Origin of the sequence: Nocardia coubleae NBRC 108252 (assembly GCF_001612805.1) — a bacterium.
Taxonomy (GTDB): domain Bacteria; phylum Actinomycetota; class Actinomycetes; order Mycobacteriales; family Mycobacteriaceae; genus Nocardia; species Nocardia coubleae.
The window spans coordinates 90260-110324 of the sequence record NZ_BDBD01000002.1 but is presented as its reverse complement, the minus strand read 5'-3'; the positions used below and the strand labels follow the sequence as shown (position 1 = coordinate 110324).

At 68.9% G+C, this 20065-nt stretch carries 22 protein-coding genes and 1 pseudogene; 15 read left to right on the top strand and 8 right to left on the bottom strand.

The genetic code is table 11. The features are described from left to right. Positions 1 to 71: 71 nt before the first annotated feature. From NCO8_RS01430 to NCO8_RS01420, 3 genes are all read right to left on the bottom strand, one after another. Entirely contained in the window at positions 72 to 758 is a 687-nt protein-coding gene (locus NCO8_RS01430; RefSeq protein ID WP_084456316.1) for a peptidylprolyl isomerase, read from the bottom strand. A 94-nt stretch (positions 759 to 852) separates the two neighbouring features. Continuing rightward, entirely contained in the window at positions 853 to 1350 is a 498-nt protein-coding gene (locus NCO8_RS01425) for a nitroreductase/quinone reductase family protein (RefSeq protein WP_067635730.1), read from the bottom strand. A 27-nt stretch (positions 1351 to 1377) separates the two neighbouring features. Then, entirely contained in the window at positions 1378 to 2496 is a 1119-nt protein-coding gene (locus NCO8_RS01420) for a 50S ribosomal protein L11 methyltransferase (protein ID WP_067635727.1), read from the bottom strand. Positions 2497 to 2712: 216 nt separating this feature from the next. On the opposite strand from NCO8_RS01420, the gene NCO8_RS01415 reads away from it, so the two are divergent. Then, complete coding sequence (locus tag NCO8_RS01415; protein WP_067635725.1) at positions 2713 to 3081, top strand: arsenate reductase family protein; 369 nt, start codon at positions 2713 to 2715, stop codon at positions 3079 to 3081. Between the two features lie 172 nt (positions 3082 to 3253). Beyond that, positions 3254 to 3565 (top strand): hypothetical protein, encoded by a 312-nt coding sequence (locus NCO8_RS01410; RefSeq protein ID WP_067492085.1) that lies wholly within the window; start codon positions 3254 to 3256, stop codon positions 3563 to 3565. 3 nt (positions 3566 to 3568) lie between these two features. On the opposite strand, the gene NCO8_RS01405 is transcribed toward NCO8_RS01410, so the two are convergent. From NCO8_RS01405 to NCO8_RS01395, 3 genes are all read right to left on the bottom strand, one after another. Next, positions 3569 to 4120, bottom strand: coding sequence for an NUDIX hydrolase (locus NCO8_RS01405; protein WP_067635723.1), 552 nt, complete (start codon positions 4118 to 4120; stop codon positions 3569 to 3571). 9 nt (positions 4121 to 4129) lie between these two features. Continuing rightward, on the bottom strand, positions 4130 to 4963 hold the full coding sequence (yidC, locus tag NCO8_RS01400) for a membrane protein insertase YidC (RefSeq protein ID WP_067635721.1): 834 nt from the start codon (positions 4961 to 4963) through the stop codon (positions 4130 to 4132). A 79-nt stretch (positions 4964 to 5042) separates the two neighbouring features. Then, positions 5043 to 5342 carry a DUF6412 domain-containing protein gene (locus tag NCO8_RS01395; RefSeq protein ID WP_245655195.1) on the bottom strand — a complete coding sequence of 100 codons (300 nt, stop codon included), beginning with the start codon at positions 5340 to 5342 and terminating at the stop codon, positions 5043 to 5045. Positions 5343 to 5501: 159 nt separating this feature from the next. Between NCO8_RS01395 and NCO8_RS01390 the strand changes: the two genes are divergently transcribed. Next, positions 5502 to 6233 carry a TetR/AcrR family transcriptional regulator gene (locus NCO8_RS01390; protein ID WP_225282381.1) on the top strand — a complete coding sequence of 244 codons (732 nt, stop codon included), beginning with the start codon at positions 5502 to 5504 and terminating at the stop codon, positions 6231 to 6233. 3 nt (positions 6234 to 6236) lie between these two features. Here NCO8_RS01390 and NCO8_RS01385 read toward each other — a convergent pair whose 3' ends face one another. Further along, positions 6237 to 7418, bottom strand: a complete 1182-nt coding sequence (locus NCO8_RS01385) for a DUF418 domain-containing protein (RefSeq protein ID WP_067635762.1) — start codon at positions 7416 to 7418, stop codon at positions 6237 to 6239. 169 nt (positions 7419 to 7587) lie between these two features. Between NCO8_RS01385 and dop the strand changes: the two genes are divergently transcribed. The 5 genes from dop to pafA all read left to right on the top strand — a co-directional run bounded on the left by dop (position 7588) and on the right by pafA (position 12525). Continuing rightward, a complete protein-coding gene (dop, locus tag NCO8_RS01380; protein ID WP_067635717.1) occupies positions 7588 to 9087 on the top strand; it encodes a depupylase/deamidase Dop in 1500 nt (499 codons plus the stop codon). Between the two features lie 117 nt (positions 9088 to 9204). Then, on the top strand, positions 9205 to 9399 hold the full coding sequence (locus tag NCO8_RS01375; protein WP_067492090.1) for a ubiquitin-like protein Pup: 195 nt from the start codon (positions 9205 to 9207) through the stop codon (positions 9397 to 9399). 65 nt (positions 9400 to 9464) lie between these two features. Continuing rightward, complete coding sequence (prcB, locus tag NCO8_RS01370; RefSeq protein ID WP_084456337.1) at positions 9465 to 10238, top strand: proteasome subunit beta; 774 nt, start codon at positions 9465 to 9467, stop codon at positions 10236 to 10238. Beyond that, a complete protein-coding gene (gene prcA, locus NCO8_RS01365; protein ID WP_067492092.1) occupies positions 10235 to 11002 on the top strand; it encodes a proteasome subunit alpha in 768 nt (255 codons plus the stop codon). The genes prcB and prcA overlap by 4 nt, the downstream gene beginning before the upstream one ends. Before the next feature lie 164 nt (positions 11003 to 11166). Continuing rightward, positions 11167 to 12525 carry a Pup--protein ligase gene (gene pafA, locus NCO8_RS01360; RefSeq protein WP_181696425.1) on the top strand — a complete coding sequence of 453 codons (1359 nt, stop codon included), beginning with the start codon at positions 11167 to 11169 and terminating at the stop codon, positions 12523 to 12525. Between the two features lie 135 nt (positions 12526 to 12660). Here pafA and NCO8_RS01355 read toward each other — a convergent pair whose 3' ends face one another. Next, the gene (locus NCO8_RS01355) at positions 12661 to 13293 is read right to left on the bottom strand and encodes a TetR/AcrR family transcriptional regulator (protein WP_067635713.1); all 633 of its coding nucleotides are present in this window, start codon (positions 13291 to 13293) and stop codon (positions 12661 to 12663) included. A 137-nt stretch (positions 13294 to 13430) separates the two neighbouring features. On the opposite strand from NCO8_RS01355, the gene NCO8_RS01350 reads away from it, so the two are divergent. The 7 genes and pseudogenes from NCO8_RS01350 to NCO8_RS01325 all read left to right on the top strand — a co-directional run bounded on the left by NCO8_RS01350 (position 13431) and on the right by NCO8_RS01325 (position 20006). Continuing rightward, positions 13431 to 14582, top strand: a complete 1152-nt coding sequence (locus NCO8_RS01350; RefSeq protein ID WP_067635711.1) for an acyl-CoA dehydrogenase family protein — start codon at positions 13431 to 13433, stop codon at positions 14580 to 14582. A gap of 16 nt (positions 14583 to 14598) precedes the next feature. Beyond that, the gene (gene fabG / locus NCO8_RS01345; protein WP_067635709.1) at positions 14599 to 15351 is read left to right on the top strand and encodes a 3-oxoacyl-ACP reductase FabG; all 753 of its coding nucleotides are present in this window, start codon (positions 14599 to 14601) and stop codon (positions 15349 to 15351) included. Positions 15352 to 15366: 15 nt separating this feature from the next. Continuing rightward, positions 15367 to 16524 carry an acyl-CoA dehydrogenase family protein gene (locus NCO8_RS01340; RefSeq protein ID WP_067635707.1) on the top strand — a complete coding sequence of 386 codons (1158 nt, stop codon included), beginning with the start codon at positions 15367 to 15369 and terminating at the stop codon, positions 16522 to 16524. After that, positions 16524 to 17720, top strand: coding sequence for a 3-oxoadipyl-CoA thiolase (pcaF, locus tag NCO8_RS01335; protein WP_067635705.1), 1197 nt, complete (start codon positions 16524 to 16526; stop codon positions 17718 to 17720). Before NCO8_RS01340 ends, pcaF begins: the two co-directional genes overlap by 1 nt. After that, positions 17675 to 19029: pseudogene (locus NCO8_RS32835) on the top strand (AMP-binding protein); the annotation flags it as partial. The gene pcaF and the pseudogene NCO8_RS32835, both read left to right, overlap by 46 nt. Before the next feature lie 174 nt (positions 19030 to 19203). Beyond that, a complete protein-coding gene (locus NCO8_RS32830; RefSeq protein ID WP_369689842.1) occupies positions 19204 to 19506 on the top strand; it encodes an AMP-binding enzyme in 303 nt (100 codons plus the stop codon). A 137-nt stretch (positions 19507 to 19643) separates the two neighbouring features. Beyond that, complete coding sequence (locus NCO8_RS01325) at positions 19644 to 20006, top strand: VOC family protein (RefSeq protein WP_208115299.1); 363 nt, start codon at positions 19644 to 19646, stop codon at positions 20004 to 20006. Positions 20007 to 20065: the final 59 nt, after the last annotated feature.

Genomic DNA, 20065 nt, shown 5'->3' with positions numbered 1-20065 from the left:
GCTGATCCAGCCCGGTTGCGCCGAAGGGCCGCGTCTCCGTTGTCGGAGACGCGGCCCTCGTGCGTTGTGGCTCAGTTCGCGGCGGTGGACACCCGGTCGAGGGCGACCTCGGCCAGCGGGGTGCCGTCCGAGCCGCCGCCCGCCACGCCGCCGTTCGCGATCGTGGTCAGCGCGTCCATGCCGGAGACCACCCGTCCGAACGGGGTGTAGTTGGGTGGCAGCGTGCTGTCGCGGTAGACCAGGAAGAACTGACTGCCGTTGGTGCCCGGTCCCGCGTTGGCCATGGCGACGGTGCCTGCCGGGTACACAGCGCCCGCGAGGTTCTCGTCGCCGAACTTGTAACCGGGTCCGCCGAGGCCGGTGGCCGTCGGGTCGCCGCACTGCAGGACGAAGATGCCCTCGGTGGTGAGCCGGTGACACCGGGTGTGGTCGAAGTAGCCCTCGCCGGCGAGGAAGGCGAACGAGTTCACCGTGCGCGGCGCCGCCGCGGCGTCGAGTTCCAGTTCGACGGTGCCGCAGGTGGTTTCGAGAGTCGCCGTGTAGGCGGCGGCCGGGTCGATGGTGAGCGCGGGCTCGGCAGGCCACTGCTTGCCGTTGGGCTGGCCCGGTGCGGCCGGGCTGCAACCGGGCAGTACCTGCTGCTGCGGCGCGGTCTGCGCGGCGGGCGCGAGGGCGACGAGTGCGGCCGCGGCAACGCCGACGCCGAGCATCGCGCGCCGGAGAGTGCCGATGGATCGAACCTGCGAATGACTGCTCACCTGGGCGGTGTCTCCTCGAAATGGGGTGCTGCCGGACGATGTACCGCGCATCCTGCCAGTCGCGCCCGCCCGGGGCCAGGCTTTGGGATAGGAATCAGCGCGGAGTCAGCTGGACGACCACACCACCCTGTTGCCACGTCTGATAGATGTCGGCTTTGGACGGCTCGCCGTCGGCGGTGTAGCCGATCCCGTTGAACTTGGCGTTCTGCTTGTTGTCCCTGGCGATCACGGTGTACAGGTCGAGCACGGCGGCTTCGTCGGAATGCACGGTGGCGGTGAAGGTCTCGGGTGCACCGCCGCGAGTGAGCCGCACCTCGGCCCCGCCGCGCAGGTTCTTCACCCAGGGGCGCAGCGCGGTACCGATGAGCAGGGTGCCCTCGTGGACCGTGTAGGCCACGGGAATGTCGTAGACCTTGCCGGATTTGCGTCCGGTGACATGCAGGGTCGCCAGACGCTTACCGACGATGCGCGACAGCAGGGGCACCTTCAGCAGTCCGCGCACGAAGGTGTTGACCCGGTTCTGATACGGCCGCAGCGGCTCGGGACCGGTGGTTGTCGGTGTTCCGTAAGGGTTTTGGGAGGGGACGCTCATGGCTCCCAGTATCGCCGCATGCACCGATCAGCGCGCCCGCAGGCGCCACAGCGTGGTCGTCTCGGCGGTGCGGGCGGCGGCCAGCGGGTCGTCTCGATCGCTCGCCCGGGGGTGGCGTGGGCGGGTGGTGAGCTTGCCCATCACGTGCAGGCCCGCGTCGTCGAGCAGGCGGGCGATCTCCTCGGGCGGGCGCAGGCCGAGCAATTCGGCGAGGTCCGACAGCACCAGCCAGCCCTCGCCGTGCGGGGTGAGATGGGCGCGCAGGCCGTGCGCGAATTCCCGCAGCATCGACTGATCCTGGTCGTAGACACCACGTTCCAGGTCGGAGGTGGGGTCGCCGGGCAGCCAGGGGGGATTGCACACCACCAGGTCGGCGCGCCCGGGCGGATACAGGGCGGGGCCGGTGACGGCGATCCGATCCGACCAGCCGAGGCGCTGGGCATTGTCGGCCGCGCACCGCAGCGCGCGGGGATTGATGTCGGTGGCGACGATCTCGGAGACACCGCGCTGGGCCAGCAGGACCGCCAGCACGCCGGTGCCGGTGCCGAGATCGAAGGCGGTGCGGACTTCGGGGTCGAGGGGGGCGTCGGCGACCAGGTCGACGTATTCGCTGCGGGTCGGCGCGAAAACCCCGTAGCCGGGGTGGATGCGGGCACCGAGCGCGGGCACCTCGATGCCCTGTTCGTGCCAGCGCTGCGCGCCGAGGACGCCGAGCAGCTCGGCGAAGGTGACGATTCGGGCGCCGTCGGCGCGACCGTAGGCAGCGGTGCACGCGGCCCGAACGTCGGGCGCGCGGCGCAGATCCAGTTCGTTGGCCGCGTCGAGGCAGATGAGTACCTTGCCGAGAATGCCTGCGCGCGTGCGCTTGCGAGCTCGCTCGCGCTGGTAGAGGGCGCCGAGATCGGTCGGCGCCTGCTTGGCCGGCCTGCGGTCGGCACGGCGACCGAGCGCCTGTAGCAGCTGGCGTCCGTTGTGGTAGTCGCCGCGCCACAGCAGCGACTCACCCGCGCGGATGCGGCGGAAGGCGTGATCGGCCGAGAGGGTGTCGTCGGCGACGGTGACGGTGTTCGGGGCGGGCGTGCCGTTCTCCGAATGCCAGTCGGCGTGGAAGCGGTGGTTGTCTTCGGTCCAGGCGATGGTGGACACGGGGATCTCCCGGTGATCGATGTGCTGTGAGACGCGACGAGCACTTCGACGGGAGACGACAGGGGAAACCGCGGTCGCTACCGCGTCGAAATGCGCGGGTCGGCGTCGCCGAGGACCATGCCGAGCGTCACCACTGCTGCCTTTCGAGGGGAGGAAGGTTCCATTCTGCCGTACAGGCCGGGTGGGCCGCCCACCGGCCGCGATTAGGCTGCGGTCATGACATCTGGACAGACCGAGATCTGGCACAACCCGCGGTGCACCAAGAGCCGGAACGCCACCGCGCACCTCGACGCAAACGGCGTGGAGTACACCGTGCGGCGTTACCTCGACGACCCGCCGACCGTCGAGGAGTTGCGCGCCGTGCTCGCCCGCCTCGGCAAGGAGCCGTGGGACATCACCCGCACCGGCGAGCAGATCGCCAAGGACCTCGGCATGGCGAGCTGGGGCCGCACCGCCGCCGACCGGGACCGGTGGCTCAGCGCGCTGGCCGAGCACCCGAAACTCATCCAGCGCCCGATCGTGCTCACCGCCGACGGCGGCGCCGTCGTCGCCCGTGACGAGGAATCCCTGCGCGCGCTCGACTGAACACCCGCGATTGCCCGGCGATAACTATTCGGGCACGGGCGTAACGTGTCGACCGGATCCGATGATGTAGCTCACATCAGCGCGACACCGTGTCCGCTGCACATCTATTCGGACCGAGCGTGGCCAAGCCTGCGGATCACCGAGCAGCCCGACCACGCGCGTGGAGGTTGACATGAAATCGCTTCGCAAGATCGCTGTCGCGACCACCGCCGCCGGGCTCATCGGCGCGTCGACCATGCTCGCCGCGCCGGCGCAAGCCACCCCACCGGGGCGCTGTTCGGCGAATCCCGTGGCGGCCACCGGCGCCTTCTCGCAGTGCGGGGACCCGGTCTGGCACCAGGTGCGCGTCACCTGCTGGGCGTGGTGGAACTGGTTCAGCAGCTACGAACGCTACGGCCAGCCCGCGTTCCACGGATTCCACTCGCAGACCGCCTGTGACCTGCCCTTCAGCATGCAGACCTGGTCGGTCGTCGTCCACCCCTGACCCTCAGTCCCGGGGGCCTTCGTCCCCGGTGAGCAGGTCGTCGAGGACGGCCCGCGTATCGGGGACGAAGGGCCACGTCGGGTCGCTCAGCGCGGCCCGCAGTTCGGCCTCGGTCCACCACCAGCCGTCCGCGATCTCGGACGGCTGGTGGCGGATCGGACCGTCGTGGCGGTACTCGAAACCGAACAGATGACAACGCAGGTGCCTGCCCGCCCACACACCGTCCCAGGACGCCGTGGCGCGCAGCGGTAGGCGCGTGCCCGGCGTGACGGTGATGCCGAGTTCCTCGCGCAATTCGCGGACCGCCGTGTCGGCCGGGTCCTCACCCGCGTCGACCACGCCGCCCGCCAGACAGTCGTGCATCCCCGCGAAGACGAGTTTGCTGTCGGTGCGCCGATGCACATAGACGCGCGTCCCGTCCAGGGATCGGACGAGGACGCCCGCACTGGCGTGCCAGAGCCCGTCCCGATAGACGACGCCCCGCTCGGCCGTACCCGTCACGCGGCCCTCGGCGTCGTACACGGCGAGCAGTTCGGACTCCGGATGCGGCGACACGGCCCGAGACTAACCGGCCTTTCGTTGTCGCGGTGCCGCGTCGGGCGCCGCGGCCTCGGGCATGAAGGCCCGGCGGAGGAGATATTGCTGGCAGAGGGTCCACACGGCGTTCGTCGCGAAGTACACCAGGACCACGATCGGCAGGATCGCCCCGCTCACCAGCGCACCCGCCGGGAACACCCACAGCGACAACGTCCGCATCACCGAGGCCGTCGGGTTGTCGGCTGCCAGGGGCGTGAGGCGAGCGGTGCAGTGGGTGGCGAGCGCGGCGATCACCACCAGCGCCACCACGAACACAGCCGCCGCCGCGCCGGCCCCGAACAGCGTCGCCGACAACGGCGCACCGAACAGGCGGGCATCGAGAAAGGCCCGGACCTCGTCGGCACCGAAGAAGTAGTTCGCGGTGGCCGCGTTGACCTCCGGCGACAACGGTGTGCTCGTCGCGGTGAACGGGCCGACGGCGAACGCCCCGGTCCGGTCGAACGAGCGCAGCACATGGAACAGGCCGAGGAAGACGAAGGCCTGCGCGATCATCGGCGCGAAACCCGCGAACAGGCGTACGCCGTGCTCGCGGTGCAGTTGGCGGATCTCGGTCATCTGAGCGAGCGGATCGTCCTTGTGGGTGCCGCGGATGCGGTCGATGTGAGGTTGCAGCGTGCGCAGAACCGCTTGCGACCTGGCTTGGCGCACCGCGGTATGGACCAGCAGCGCGCGCACAGTGGCAACGAGTGCGACAACGGCGAGCATCCAGGTGAAGCCGGTGGCCGGGCCGAAGGCGAGGGCGAGGAGTTGGTGCCAGCACCACAGGAGTGCGGACACGGGGAAGTACACGAAATCGAGCATGACGGAACGACCTGTCCGAAAGGCGTGCGAGGGCACGGCGGGGGGTGGGATCACGGAATCCGACAGGCGCGCGGGCCCGTCAGCGGTGATCGATTCCCGGTGCTCGCGGACGTGGACGACCGGCGCCGTCCGGATTGCTCTGCGGCAGGAACGCGCCACGCAGCCTGCGCTGCGCCGAACGGGGCGGACCGGCACACGCGACTCGGACGGGCACGTGCCTGCCGCTGGTGACGGCGACCAGCGCGCACACCATCGCGGCCGCCAGCGCGCCGAAGGCGAGCATGCGCGCGGTCTCGCCGCCGGGGGTCGTCATGAGCACGAAGGCGGGCAGCACGCACGCGAGAACCGCGTACGCCAGAATCATCGCCCGTGCCTGCACGCCGCCGAGCATACCGGCGCGCCCACACTGTGCCGAGGGATCGAGGCCCGTGCTCCGAGCGGCACGTGATCGCGCTACGCTGGCGAGGAACCGGACCGTGGTCACCGGTTGCTGGAACGCGATGTCACGGTCAGTTTTGTGCCGCGTATCGTTGGCACTGTGATCGCATCATCCGCGCAGGCCGAGCAGACCGCAGGCGACGGGCGCGCCACCCGCTGGCAGGGCCACAAGGCCCGCCGCCGCACGGAGATGATCGATGCCGCCATCGAGGTCATCGAGGAACACGGCAACGAGATCTCGGTGCAGCTGATCGCCGAACATCTCGGACTGCCGAGACCGGTGGTCTACCGCCACGTCGGCGGACGCTCCGAACTCGACGCCCTGGCCCGCAGGCGCATCCTCGATCTGCTGCTCGCCGAACTGCTGCCGACCCTGCGCCCCGACGGCACGCTCAAAGAGGTGGTGCGCGCGGTGATCCGCACCTATCTCGGCTGGATCGAACGCCATCCGAACCTGCACCGCTTCCTCAGCGACGCCGCACCGCAGGTGGAGGGCGCCCCCACGCTGTCGCCCGCGGGCCGGGAGATGGGCGGTCAGCTGGCCGACATGTTCTCCGCGACCCTGGCCCGCTTCGGCATCGATCCGGCACGCGCCCGGCCGATGGCGCTGGCCGTGGTCGGCCTGGTCGACGCGGTGATCGCCGGCTGGCGGGCCGAACCGGAACCGGTGCTCGGCGCCGAGCAGATCCAGGGCATCCTCACCGAATCGGTGCTGTCGCTGCTGGAGGGCAACGCGCGCAGCCTCGGTGTTCCGCTGCAACGGGACTCGCTCGTCGCCGACCTGCTCGTCGCCCCCGAGGCGGCCCCGCCGCCCGAGGACCGGCTGCGCTGAGCGTCAGCCGCGGGCCAGCGCGGTGTAGGTGCGCTGCCACAGCCACTCCACCGGCCCGCGCTCGAACCGCCGCAACCACAGGTGGGCGAAGCAGGCGATGAGTGCGACCACCAGCAGGTAGATCCCGATCGTGAACGGCACGCGCGCACCGTCGGACACCCGGGCCGCCAGCCCGAAGCCCCATCCGTAGCAGAGGATTCCGGCGATCAGATTCTGCAGGATGTAGCAGCTCAGCGCGGTCCGGCCGACCTCGCTCAGGCGTGCGCCGGTGAAACCCACGCGCGGATCGCGCAGGTAGTAGCCGGCCACGGCGGCGAGGATGCCGAGCGCCACGAACGGCGCGGTGCCGTACCGGGTGAACAGGACCAGGTCACCACCGCCGAACACACCGACCGCGAAGTCCACCGGCGCGGCGACGCCGAAACCGATCACCATGAGCCACCGGCGAATTCGTGCGCCCTCGGCCCGGAATACGCCCGCCCGGTACAGGTGGGCACCGAGCAGGAACAGCGCGATCGACATCGGGAAGACGAAGATCGTCTCGATGCGGAAGGTGAGGGCGTTGTCGATCCGGAAGGCGACCAGCTCTCCGAACGAGCCGTCCGCGTAGGGGTTCGGGTCGAGCGTCGAGGGGGTGGCGCGCGTGTCGTCCGGTTCGAAGGCGAGTGCGGCCGCGAGCAGCGTGAGCATGCTCACGTGCACGGCGCTCGCCACGATCACCCAACGGCGTTGCGCGCGTTCGCTTGTCGCCAGCAGATAGGCCACGACGAGGCCGGTGACCGCGTACCCCATCAGCACGTCGAATTCCGCGACGAGCAGGAAGTTCAGCAAACCGTCCAGGAACAGCAACGCCGCCCGGATCGGATACTTCCCCGGCCAGCGCCTGCCCGCCCGCCGCGCGGAATCCTGCTGGATTGCCAGCCCGATCCCGAACATCACCGTGAGCAGACCGAGGAACTTGCCCTGCGCGAGTTGCTGCAGCACCCGCTCGGTCCACATCCACCCACCCTCGGCGGCCGCACCGAGCCCGTCGAGATAACCGACGAGGCCCTCGGGATCGGTGAAGATCCAGACATTGGTGCCGAGCGTGCCCAGAATCGCGATGCCACGCAACACATCCAGCGCGGGCAACCGCCGTGGCGCGGCCTGCACCGCGGTCTCGGTCCGCGTAACGATCTCGCTCATGATCCGAGTATCGCGAGCGACGGCTCGGCTCGGATCGCCCGCGAGGACCACCGGAGGTCCCCCGTCCGGGGGACCTCGACCCCGATCGACGAGCCGTGCCGGTGCCCGAGGCGACCCCGTGGGGCCGAGATGACGGTGCGGGGGTGGCACGTCGCCTAGGCTCGACAGCATGCAGCGCATCATCGGAATCGAGGTCGAGTACGGCATCTCGACCCCCACGGAGCCGACGGCCAACCCGATCCTCACCTCCACCCAGGCCGTTCTCGCCTACGCGGCCGCCGAAGGGGTGCCGCGCGCCAAGCGCACCCGCTGGGACTACGAGGTGGAATCCCCGCTGCGTGACGCACGCGGTTTCGACCTCAGCCGGATGAGCGGGCCCGCCCCGGTCATCGACGCCGACGAGGTCGGCGCGGCCAACATGATCCTCACCAACGGGGCCCGGCTCTACGTCGACCACGCCCACCCGGAGTACTCCGCGCCCGAGGTCGTCGACCCGCTCGACGCCGTCATCTGGGACAAAGCGGGCGAACGGGTGATGGAGGCCGCCGCGCGCCACGCCTCGAGCGTGCCGGGCGCACCGCGCCTGCAGCTGTACAAGAACAACGTCGACGGCAAGGGCGCCTCCTACGGCACCCACGAGAACTACCTGATGAACCGCGATACGCCGTTCAGTCACATCATCGCCGGTCTCACCCCGTTCTTCGTCTCCCGCCAGGTGATCTGCGGGTCCGGCCGCGTCGGCATCGGCCAGTCCGGTGACCACGCGGGCTTCCAGCTGTCCCAGCGCGCCGACTACATCGAGGTCGAGGTCGGTCTCGAGACCACCCTCAAGCGCGGCATCATCAACACCCGCGACGAACCGCACGCCGACGCGGACAAGTACCGGCGGCTGCACGTCATCATCGGTGACGCCAACCTGGCCGAGATGTCGACCTACCTCAAGGTCGGCACCACCGCGCTGGTGCTCGACCTGATCGAGGCGGGCGAGGACCTCTCGGAGTTCCAGCTGGCCCGTCCCGTCACCGCCGTGCACCAGATCAGCCACGATCCCACGCTGCGCGCCACCGTGGCCCTCGCCGACGGCCGCGAACTGACCGGCCTTGCGCTGCAACGTCTCTACCACGAGCGGGTCGCGAAGTTCATCGACCGCGAAGGCAACGACGACCCGCGCGTGCGCGACATCGTCGAGAACTGGGCCATGGTGCTCGACCTGCTCGAGCGCGACCCGATGGAATGCGCGAATCTGCTCGACTGGCCGGCCAAACTGCGCCTGCTCGAAGGCATGCGCAGCCGTGAGGGCCTGGGCTGGGCCGCCCCGAAACTGCACCTGATGGACCTGCAGTACTCCGATGTGCGCCTGGACAAGGGCCTCTACAACCGCCTGGTCGCGCGCGGATCGATGAAGCGCCTGGTCAGCGAGCAGGATGTGCTAGACGCCATGACCAACCCGCCGACCAACACCCGCGCCTACTTCCGCGGCGAGTGCCTGCGCCGGTTCGGTGCCGATATCGCCGCCGCCAGTTGGGATTCGGTGATCTTCGATCTCGGTGGCGATTCGCTGGTCCGCATCCCGACGCTGGAGCCGCGGCGCGGTACGAAAGCCCACGTAGGCAAGCTGCTCGAGGCGGCGGAGTCGGCGGCCGATCTCGTCGAACAGCTCACCCACTGAGGCGATCAGCAGCACGACCGGGCGACAATACGATCGCTAATCGACCATGTTGTCGGATCTGCTCGGTAGGGTTGAAGAACGAGCACGATCATTGAGTGGAAGAGGAGGTCGGCTGCCATGGCACAAGAGCAGACCAAGCGCGCCGGGGGTGGCGACGAGGACGAGGGCCCCGAGGGCGACGGTGCGGCAGGACAGGAGCGGCGCGAGAAGCTCGCGGAGGAAACCGACGACCTGCTCGACGAGATCGATGATGTGCTCGAGGAGAACGCCGAGGACTTCGTGCGGGCATATGTGCAGAAGGGCGGCCAGTGACCCAGGGTGACCCGTTGCGTCTGCACGCAGGTCGGACGCTCTCCTCGTTCACCGAACATCTCCGCATGCACGCGCCGGACCTGTTGCCCGCCAACAGGTTCGGCGGCAGCGAGCTCGTCGGCGCGGATTTCGCGCCGCACGGCACGACCATCGTCGCGGTCAACTACCGCGGCGGTGTGCTGATCGCGGGCGATCGCCGGGCCACCCAGGGCAACCTGGTGGCCTCGCGCGACATGGAGAAGGTGTACATCACCGACACCTTCTCGGCTGCGGGCATCGCCGGTACGGCCGGGCTCGCCGTGGAGATGGTGCGGTTGTTCGCGGTGGAACTCGAGTACTACGAGAAGATCGAAGGGGTCTCGCTCACCTTCGACGGCAAGGCCAACAAGCTGTCGAAGATGGTGCGTGAGAACCTGCCCGCCGCCATGCAGGGACTCGCGGTGATCCCGCTGCTCGTCGGTTACGACGATCAGGTCACCGACCCCGACAAGGCCGGGCGGATCGTGTCCTACGACGTGGTCGGTTCGCGCAGCGAGGAACGGTTCGGCTACACCGCCGTCGGTTCGGGCTCGAACTTCGCGAAGTCCTCGCTCAAGAAGCTCTACCGGCGCGGACTCGACGCGGACCAGGCGCTGCGGATCGCGGTGGAGTCGCTGGTCGATGCCGCCGACGACGACAGTGCCACCGGCGGGCCCGACGCGTTGCGCGGGATCTACCCGACGGTGGTGACCATCGACGCCGAGGGCGCGGCCGATGTCACCGAGGAACGTCTCGGTGAGGTCGCCGCGGCGATCGCGGCCGACCGGGAAGCGGCAGTGAACGGGGGTGCCAGCGCATGACGCTGCCTTACTACGCGTCCGCCGAGCAGATCATGCGGGACAAGACCGAACTGGCCCGCAAGGGCATCGGTCGGGGCCGCAGCGTGGTCGTGCTGGTGTACGACAAGGGCGTGCTGTTCGTCGCCGAGAACCCGTCGGCGACCCTGCACAAGATCAGCGAGCTCTACGACCGCATCGGGTTCGCCGCGGTCGGTAAGTACAACGAGTTCGAGGCCCTGCGCCGCGGCGGCATCCTGCAGGCCGATCTGAAGGGGTACCAGTACGACCGGCGCGATGTCACCGGTCGTTCGCTGGCCAACCTCTACGCCCAGAGTTTGGGTTCGATCTTCACCGATCAGCTCAAGCCCTACGAGGTGGAGCTGTGTGTGGCCGAGGTCGGGTACCCGGAACAGGCGCCGACCTCGGTGCTGTACCGGATCACCTTCGACGGGTCGATCGTCGACGAACGCGAGTTCGTCGTGATGGGTGGCACCACCGAACCCATCGTCACCGCGCTCAAGGCCGCCTACAAGCCGGGACTCACCCTGGACGAGGCGTTGAAGGTGGCGATCGGCGCGTTGCAGGCCGGTCAGCCCGAAGCCGACAAGGACAAGCGTTCGCTCGGTGTCGCGTCGCTCGAGGTGGCCACGCTCGAGCAGGCACGTCCGCGCCGGGCGTTCCGGCGCCTGCAGGGCGCCCCGCTCGAGCAGGCCCTGGCCGGGACCACCGGCAAGAAGGTGACCGAGGCGAAGCTGCCCGAACCCGAGGACGGTTCGGACGGCTGACGCCTGGGTGAAGATCGTGATCGGGCCCGTGAACCACCTCGGTTCACGGGCCCGACCTCGTCGTGGGCACACGGTCGTTCGCTGTCCGAATCGTTGTGAACACGTATGCGAATGGGATCTCAGAGCGCCGCGCGGGTACTGGTCATGGCTGTAGTGTCGATAGTGTGCAGCGACGAATCATGGGGATCGAGACCGAGTTCGGTGTGACGTGCACCTTCCACGGTCACCGTCGGCTGTCCCCCGACGAGGTGGCCCGGTACCTGTTCCGCCGGGTGGTGTCCTGGGGCCGTAGCTCTAATGTCTTCCTTCGCAACGGTGCCAGGTTGTACCTCGACGTCGGATCGCATCCCGAGTACGCCACGGCCGAATGCGACAGCCTGGTGCAGCTGGTCACCCACGACCGGGCCGGTGAGCGGGTGCTCGAAGAGCTGCTCATCGACGCCGAACAGCGGTTGGCCGAAGAAGGCATCGGCGGCGACATCTACCTGTTCAAGAACAACACCGACTCCGCGGGCAACTCCTACGGCTGCCACGAGAACTTCCTCGTGGTGCGTGCCGGCGAGTTCTCCCGGATCTCGGATGTGCTGTTGCCGTTCCTGGTGACGCGTCAGCTCATCTGCGGCGCCGGCAAGGTGCTGCAGACGCCGAAGGCGGCCACCTTCTGCCTGTCGCAGCGTGCCGAGCACATCTGGGAGGGTGTGTCCTCGGCGACCACCCGGTCGCGCCCGATCATCAACACCCGCGACGAACCGCACGCCGACGCCGAGAAGTACCGGCGCCTGCACGTGATCGTCGGCGACTCGAACATGGCCGAACCGACGACGATGCTCAAGGTGGGCACCGCCTCGCTGGTGCTGGAGATGATCGAGGCCGGGGTGTCGTTCCGCGACTTCGCCCTCGACAACCCGATCCGCGCCATTCGCGAGGTGAGCCACGACCTCACCGGCCGCAGGCCCGTGCGGCTGGCGGGCGGACGGCAGGCCAGTGCGCTCGAGATCCAGCGTGAGTACTACGCGCGTGCCGTGGACCATTTGCGCAACCGGGACCGCGACCCGCAGATCGACGCGGTCGTCGACCTGTGGGGCCGCACTCTCGACGCGGTCGAGGCGCAGGACTTCGCCAAGGTCGACACCGAGATCGACTGGGTGATCAAGCGCAAGCTGTTCCAGCGGTACCAGGACCGGTACAGCATGGAACTGTCCGATCCCAAGATCGCCCAGCTGGACCTCGCCTACCACGACATCAAGCGTGGACGTGGGGTGTTCGACCTGCTGCAGCGTAAGGGGCTGGCGAAGCGGATCACCGAGGACGAGGCGGTGGACGCGGCGGTCGAGACGCCGCCGCAGACCACCCGGGCCAAGTTGCGGGGTGACTTCATCACCGCGGCTCAGGAGGCCGGTCGCGATTTCACTGTCGACTGGGTGCATCTGAAGCTCAACGATCAGGCGCAGCGGACAGTGTTGTGCAAGGACCCGTTCCGGTCGGTCGACGAGCGAGTCGATCGGCTGATCGCCTCGATGTAGGCGAACCCCCACAGACGGGGGGACCGACAAAACCGGTGGCGCATGGGAGCGAACGCGTAGGCGCCACCGGTTTTGTGCTGTGCGGGGAGCTGCGGTTGTCGGCGCCGCTACACCGCTGTCGGGCAGTGCCGTAGCTCAGTCGGCGACAACCGTCGCATAGGTGGTCTGTAGCCCCGCGATGAACGCTGTCAGTGCCAATTCGAAGCTGTCGTCGTCGATTTCGTCGGCGATCGCGCGGAGCAGGTGGGCCTGGTTCAGGTGGGGATAGCGGTCGCGGTAGACCTGGACATCGTCGGCGAAACCGCCGGCGAACGAGCCGACCGTCGAGCCCATCACCAGGTAGCGGGTCGCGGCGCCGATCATGGTGGCGTAGCGGGGTGGCCAGCCTGCCCCGACGAGGCCGCCGTGGACGGCGTCGGCGGCGCGCAGATTCTCGGTACGGCGGCCGGGGCCCGCGGCGAGGTACGGCACGAAGTTGGGGTGGGTGGCCAGGGCGGCTCGGTAGCTGCGGGCCCAGGCGGCCAGCGCCTCGTCCCAGGTCGCGGTGTCGAAGGCTGAGGTGTCGACACGGCTCATGATGCGGGCGGCGATGTCATCGAGCAGCTCGTCCTTGTTGGGGTAGTGGCCGTAGAGGGAGGCGGCCTGCACACCGAGTTCGGCGGCCAGCTTGCGCATGGAGACCTCGGCCAAGCCGTCGCGGTCGATCAAGGCCAGCGCGGCCTCGCGGATGCGCTCGCGGCTCAACAGCGGTACGCGCGGCCTGGCCAATGCGCCTTCCTCTCCTGCGGAAACTCCTCGGGACACGAACCGTATCACCGCGGGCGGAGAACACCTCTTGATTAACCGAACGCCGTTAGGATACGGTGCCGGAGTAAACCTAACGCTGTTTGGTTCAGGAGTGTCCCGTGGATTTCCAACTCTCGTCGGCGCACAGTGATCTGCGCGATCTCGCCCGCAGCTGGGTGGACAAGGAGGTCGTGCCGCATGCGACGCGGTGGGACCGGGAGGAATCGGTCGACCCGGCGATCGTGGGCAAACTCGGGGCGATGGGGTTCCTCGGCATCGGGATCGACGAGGAATTCGGTGGGTCCGGCGGCGACATGCTCGCCTACTGCGTGCTGCTCGAGGAACTGGGTCGCGGTGACAGCGCGGTGCGCGGCATCGTGTCGGTCTCGCTCGGCCTGGTCGGCAAGTCGATCGCGGCCTACGGCACCGAGGAGCAGAAGCGCCGGTTCCTGCCGTCGCTGTGCGAGGGTGAGCGTCTCGGCTGTTTCGCGCTGACCGAGCCGGGCACCGGCTCCGACGCGGCGGGGCTGATAACCCGGGCGACCCGCGAGGGCGACGACTGGGTCATCTCCGGTACCAAGATCTTCATCACCAACGGCACCTGGGCCGACATCGCCCTGGTGTTCGCCCGCACCGGCGGTCCGGGTCCGAAGGGGATCACCGCGTTCCTCGTGCCCACCGACGCGCCGGGTTTCGGCCGGACCGAGATCAAGGGCAAACTCGGGCTGCGTGGCCAGGCCACCGCCGAACTCGTCCTCGACGGCGTGCGTGTCTCCGACGCGAATCGGTTGGGAGAACTCGGCCAGGGTTTCCGTATCGCGATGGGCGCGCTGGACAAGGGCCGCATCGGCGTCGCCGCCGGGTGCGTGGGTGTGGCGCGGGCCTGCCTGGAGGCGTCGGTGCGTTACGCCGGTGAACGCGAGCAGTTCGGCAAACCGATCGCGGGCTACCAACTCGTCCAGGAACTGCTGGCCGACATCGCGGTGGAAACCGAGGCCGCGCGTTTGCTCGCCTGGCGCGCGGCCGACCTCGTCGACCGGGGTGAGTCGTTCGGTACCGCCGCCTCGATGGCGAAGCTGTTCGCCTCCGAAGCCGCGGTGAAAGCCGCGAACAACGCCATCCAGGTGTTCGGCGGGTACGGCTACATCGACGAATACCCCGTCGCCAAGTATCTGCGCGACGCCCGCGTGCTCACCCTCTACGAGGGCACGACCCAGATCCAGAAACTGCTCATCGGCCGCGCCCTCACCGGCGTGAACGCCATTGTCTGACACAGGAGTACGACTCATGCCCTCGAGAACTGCCTTCGTGACCGGGGCCGCGCGCGGTATCGGCGCGGCGACCGCGGCGCGCCTGGCCGAGGACGGCTGCGCGGTGGCCGTGGTCGACCTCGACCCCGCCGCCGCGATGGAGGCCGCCGGAAAGATCAACGCCGCAGGTGGCACCGCGATCGGTATCGGCTGCGATGTGTCCGACGAGACCCAGGTCGCCGACGCGGTGGCCCGCACCCTCGCCGATCTCGGGTCCCTCGATGTGCTGGTGAACAACGCGGGCGTGCTGCGCGACAACCTGCTGTTCAAGATGTCGGTCGATGACTGGGACACCGTCATGTCCGTGCACCTGCGCGGCGCGTTCCTGTGCAGCCGGGCGGCGCAGAAACACATGGTGGACAACCGAAGTGGGGCCATCGTCAACACCTCGAGTGTGTCGGCGCTCGGCAATCGCGGCCAGGCCAACTACGCCGCCGCCAAGGCAGGTATCCAGGGACTCACCCGGACGCTGGCGATGGAACTCGGCCCGTTCGGTATCCGGGTCAACGCGGTGGCGCCGGGCTTCATCGCCACCGAGATGACCGCGGCCACCGCCGAACGGATGGGTGTGAGCGCCGCGGACTTGCAGGCGAAGACCGCCGAGATCACCCCGTTGCGGCGCGTCGGCACCCCCGCCGACATCGCGAACGTGGTCGCGTTCCTGGCCTCCGACGACGCTGGATTCGTCACCGGGCAAACCCTGTACGTCGACGGCGGACGCCGTCTCTGAATCGCGGAGATCATCATGCAGCGAACAGTTTTCACCGACGAGCACGAAGCGTTTCGTAAGACGGTGCGCGCGTTCGTCGAGTCGCGGGTCGTGCCCGTGTACGACCAGTGGTACGAGGCGGGCATCGTGCCGCGCGAGTTCTATCGCGAGCTTGCCGAGCTGGGTGTTTTCGGGATCGAAGTGCCCGAGGAATACGGTGGCGCCGGTATCGAATCGTTCAAGTTCCAGGCCGTTCTGCTCGAGGAAACGGCCCGTGCGGGTGTGTCTTTCGGTGGCTCGGGTGTGCACGTGGGGCTGTGCCTGCCCTACCTGAAGAACCTTGCCACCGAGGAACAGAAGCACCGCTGGTTGCCGGGTTTCGTGTCGGGCGAGATCATGTTCGCCATCGCCATGACCGAACCGGGCACCGGCTCCGACCTCGCCGGAATGCGCACGACCGCCCAGTTGTCCGAGGACGGTACGCATTACGTGCTCAATGGCGCGAAGACGTTCATCACCGGCGGGGTACACGCCGACCGCGTGATCGTCTGCGCGCGCACCGCGCCGCCCTCGGATACCGATCGCAGACACGGGATCTCACTGTTCGCGGTGGACACGACCTCGCCGGGGTACGCGGTCGGGCGCAAACTGGACAAGCTCGGGCTGAAGGTGTCCGACACGGCGGAACTGTCCTTCACCGATGTACGGGTGCCGGTGTCGGATCTGCTGGGTGAGCCGCACCAGGGGTTCGGTTATCTGGGGCAGAACCTGCCCCAGGAGCGGCTGTCGATCGCGCTCGGTGCCTACGCGCAGGCGAAGGCGGCGATCCGGTTCGCCCTCGAATACACCAGGGACCGCAAGGTTTTCGGTCAGCCGGTGGCGCAGTTCCAGAACACCAAGTTCGAGCTGGCCGCCTGCCAGGCCGAGGTCGACGCGGCCGAAGCGGTGGTGGACCGGGCCCTCGACGCGCTCGACAGCGGCGAGCTCACCCCCGCCGACGCCGCGTCGGCCAAACTGTTCTGCACCGAGGTGGCCTCGCGGGTGATCGACCGCTGTCTCCAACTGCACGGCGGCTACGGCTACATCACCGAATACCCGGTTGCGCGCTTGTACGCCGACAACCGGGTGAACCGGATCTACGGCGGCACCAGCGAGGTGATGAAGATGATCATCGCCAAGAACATGGGTCTGTGATGGCCACCGCGTACCTGGTCGACGGTGTGCGAACTCCCTTCGGCCGCTACGGTGGCGCACTGGCCGAGGTGCGGCCCGACGACCTGGCCGCCCACGTGATTTCTGCTCTGGTGCAACGGTTACCGGCTGTGGACTGGGCAGCCGTCGACGATGTGGTGTTCGGCTGCGCCAATCAGGCGGGTGAGGACAACCGCAACGTCGCGCGGATGGCGGCGCTGCTGGCCGGCCTGCCGGTCGGCGTGCCGGGCGTCACCGTGAACCGTCTGTGCGCCTCGGGGCTGGATGCGGTGGGGTACGCGGCACGCGCGATCCGGGCCGGAGATGCCGACCTCGTGATCGCCGGCGGGGTCGAGTCCATGACGCGGGCACCCTATGTGCTGCCCAAAAGCGCCGCGGCGTGGGATCGCTCGACCCAGCTGGCCGACACCACCCTCGGCTGGCGGCTGGTGAATCCGCGCCTGCACGAGCGGTACGGCACCGACACCATGCCCGAGACGGCCCAGCACGTCGCCGACGAGCACGGCGTTTCCCGCGCCGATCAGGACGCCTTCGCCCTGCGCTCGCAGCAGCGGGCGGCGACCGCGATGGCGCGCGGGCGCCTCACCTGCGAGATCACACCGGTCCCGGTCGCGCAGCGTCGGGGCGAACCGGTCGTCGTCGAGCGCGACGAACATCCTCGCGAGACCAGCGCCGACAAGCTCGCCGCCCTGCCACCGGTGGTGGCGGGGGGTTCGATCACCGCGGGCAACTCCTCGGGCATCAACGACGGTGCCGCGGCGGTCCTGCTCGCCTCCGAAGCCGCCGTACACCGCTACGGTCTCACCCCGCTCGCCCGCGTAGGTGCGGTCGCGGCGGCGGGCGTGCCGCCGCGCACGATGGGCATCGGGCCGGTTCCGGCGGTCGGCAAGCTACTCGCGAGAACGGGTCTCGGCATCGGTGACGTCGACGTGATCGAGCTGAACGAGGCCTTCGCCGCCCAGGCGCTCGCGGTGGTGCGGGCGCTCGGTCTGCCCGACGACGCCGAGCACATCAACCCGAACGGCGGGGCGATCGCCCTCGGCCATCCGCTCGGGGCAAGCGGTGCCCGGCTGGCACTCACCGCGGCGATCGAACTGGCCGAACGCGACGCGCACCACGCGATCGCCACCCTGTGCGTCGGCGTGGGCCAAGGTCTGGCCGTCCACCTGCACCGGTGACCGGCCCGCACAACCGCCGGTCGTGTCGCCTCCGATCGCGCCTGCGGCACGACCGCACCCGGGCGATACGTCCCGGCCGCCACGCCCTGCTGCCCGACCCGCGTGGCACCGCCCTGAGCGGCCTCGATATCGGCCACCGTCGTGCAACCCGACGGCCCAACCCAGCCCCACCCGCAATCCATGACGATCCCGACCCGGTCGGAGTTGTTTCTCGCCCATCACCGCAACAACGTCCGCTCGCACCAGCGGGTTCGGACAACACCTCGCCGACGCCGTCGAACCAAGGAGCACCCGTGAACGCCACCCTCTCCCTGGCGAGCATCCTCGCCGAACCCGCCCGCCGCCGCCCCGAGCATCTCGCCCTGATCGAGGGCGAACACCGCATCACCTTCGCCGATCTGTGGCGGCAAGCCCGTGCGCAGGCCGCCGCGCTGATCGCGCGTGGTGTGAAACCCGGTGACCGGGTGGCGCTGCTGTGCCCGAACACCGCCGATTCCCGCGTGCCTACTTCGCCGTGCTGGCCGCGGGTGCGACGGTGGTGCCGGTGCATCTGCTGCTCACCGCGCCGGAGATGGAATACGTCCTGCGCGACAGCGGCGCCCGCCTGCTGATCTGTCACCCGATGGTCGCGCAGACCGGTGGCGAGGCCGCGCGGGCCGCCGGAATCGAGGTGGTGGCGCCGCAAGACCTTGTCGGCGAGCCGATCCCGAATTTCGTCGCGCGTGGGCCACTCGACACGGCTGTGGTGTTCTACACCAGCGGAACCACCGGCACCCCGAAAGGCGCCGAGCTGAGCCATCTCAACATGGTCATGTGCGCGACGGTGAACACCTTCGACGCCAACGAGATCCACCGCGACGACATCGCCCTCGGCGCCTTGCCGCTGTTCCATGTGTTCGGGCAGACCGTGTCGATGAACTCGCACTGGCGCGTCGGCGGCACCCTGGTGCTGATGCCGAGATTCGACGCCGCGCAGGCGATCGCGTTGATGACGGCCGAACGGGTCAACCTCTTCCACGGGGTGCCGACCATGTACCTGTCGCTGATCGAGGCCGCCGCGACCGCGACCGGTCTCCCCGCGCTGAAGCTCTGTGTCAGCGGCGGTGCCGCACTGCCGGTGTCCGTGCTAGAGGAGTTCGAACGGATCTTCCAGGCACCCGTGCTCGAAGGGTACGGCCTGTCGGAGACCTCGCCGACGGCCGCGGTGAATCAGCCGGTGTACGGCACCGAGGCAGGCACCGTCGGGCACCCGGTATGGGGTGTCGACGTGGAGATCGCCGACCCGGACATCGCCGACCGCATCGAGCTGCTGCCGGCCGGCGAGGTCGGGGAAGTGGTGGTCCGCGGACACAACGTGTTCAGCGGCTACACCGGCAAGCCCGAGGCGACCGCCGCCGCCGTGATCGACGGCTGGTTCCGCACCGGCGACCTCGGCACCAGCGACGAGACCGGCCGCATCCGCATCGTCGACCGGATCAAGGAGATGATCCTGCGCGGCGGTTTCAACGTGTACCCGACGGAGGTCGAGGCAGCACTGATGCGGCATCCACGCATCGCCCAGGTGGCGGTCATCGGGGTGCCCGACGAGCACTACGGCGAGGAGATCGTCGCCGTGGTCGTGCCCGATGGCGAGGTGAGCGAGCAGGAGGTGATCGACTTCGCCAGATCCCGGGTCGCCAAGTACAAATACCCGCGTCGCGTCGAGTTCGTCACCGAACTCCCGCTGGGGCCGACGCACAAAGTGCTCAAGCGGGAACTGCGGCAGCGTTTCGGCTCCGGAGAATGAGCGACGCCACGTAGATTCGGCGCGATCGCCCGGCGGCCCTTGCGTTTCCGGGTGAGATCCGGGCCGGTGGCGAGAAGCCGTTTGTCGTGCCACGCTCGGAGGACAGGTACTTCTCGCCATCGATGCAGGAGGTATGGATGAAGCTGGCCGCCGTCACGATCGACTGTCCCGACCCGGATGCGCTCGCCGAGTTCTACGCGCGGGCCACCGGCTTCGAGCGCAGCCCCGACTCCGATCCCGAGTACATCGAGCTGACCGGCCCGAACGGAGTGTCACTCGGCTTCGAGCGCGTCGCCGACTACCGCCCACCGCAGTGGCCGGGACAGCAGACACCCCAGCAGTGCCACCTCGATTTCGCGGTCCCGGACCTCGACGAAGGCGAAGCCCGGCTGCTGACGCTCGGCGCCACCAAAGCCGAGGTGCAACCGGAACCGGATCGCTGGCGTGTCCTCATCGATCCGGCGGGGCACCCGTTCTGCTTGGTGATCGACGGCGCCTGAGGCCGGTCGACGGCAATCGTGCGCCGACGCGCGAGCCGACGCCCTCGACCATTACCCTC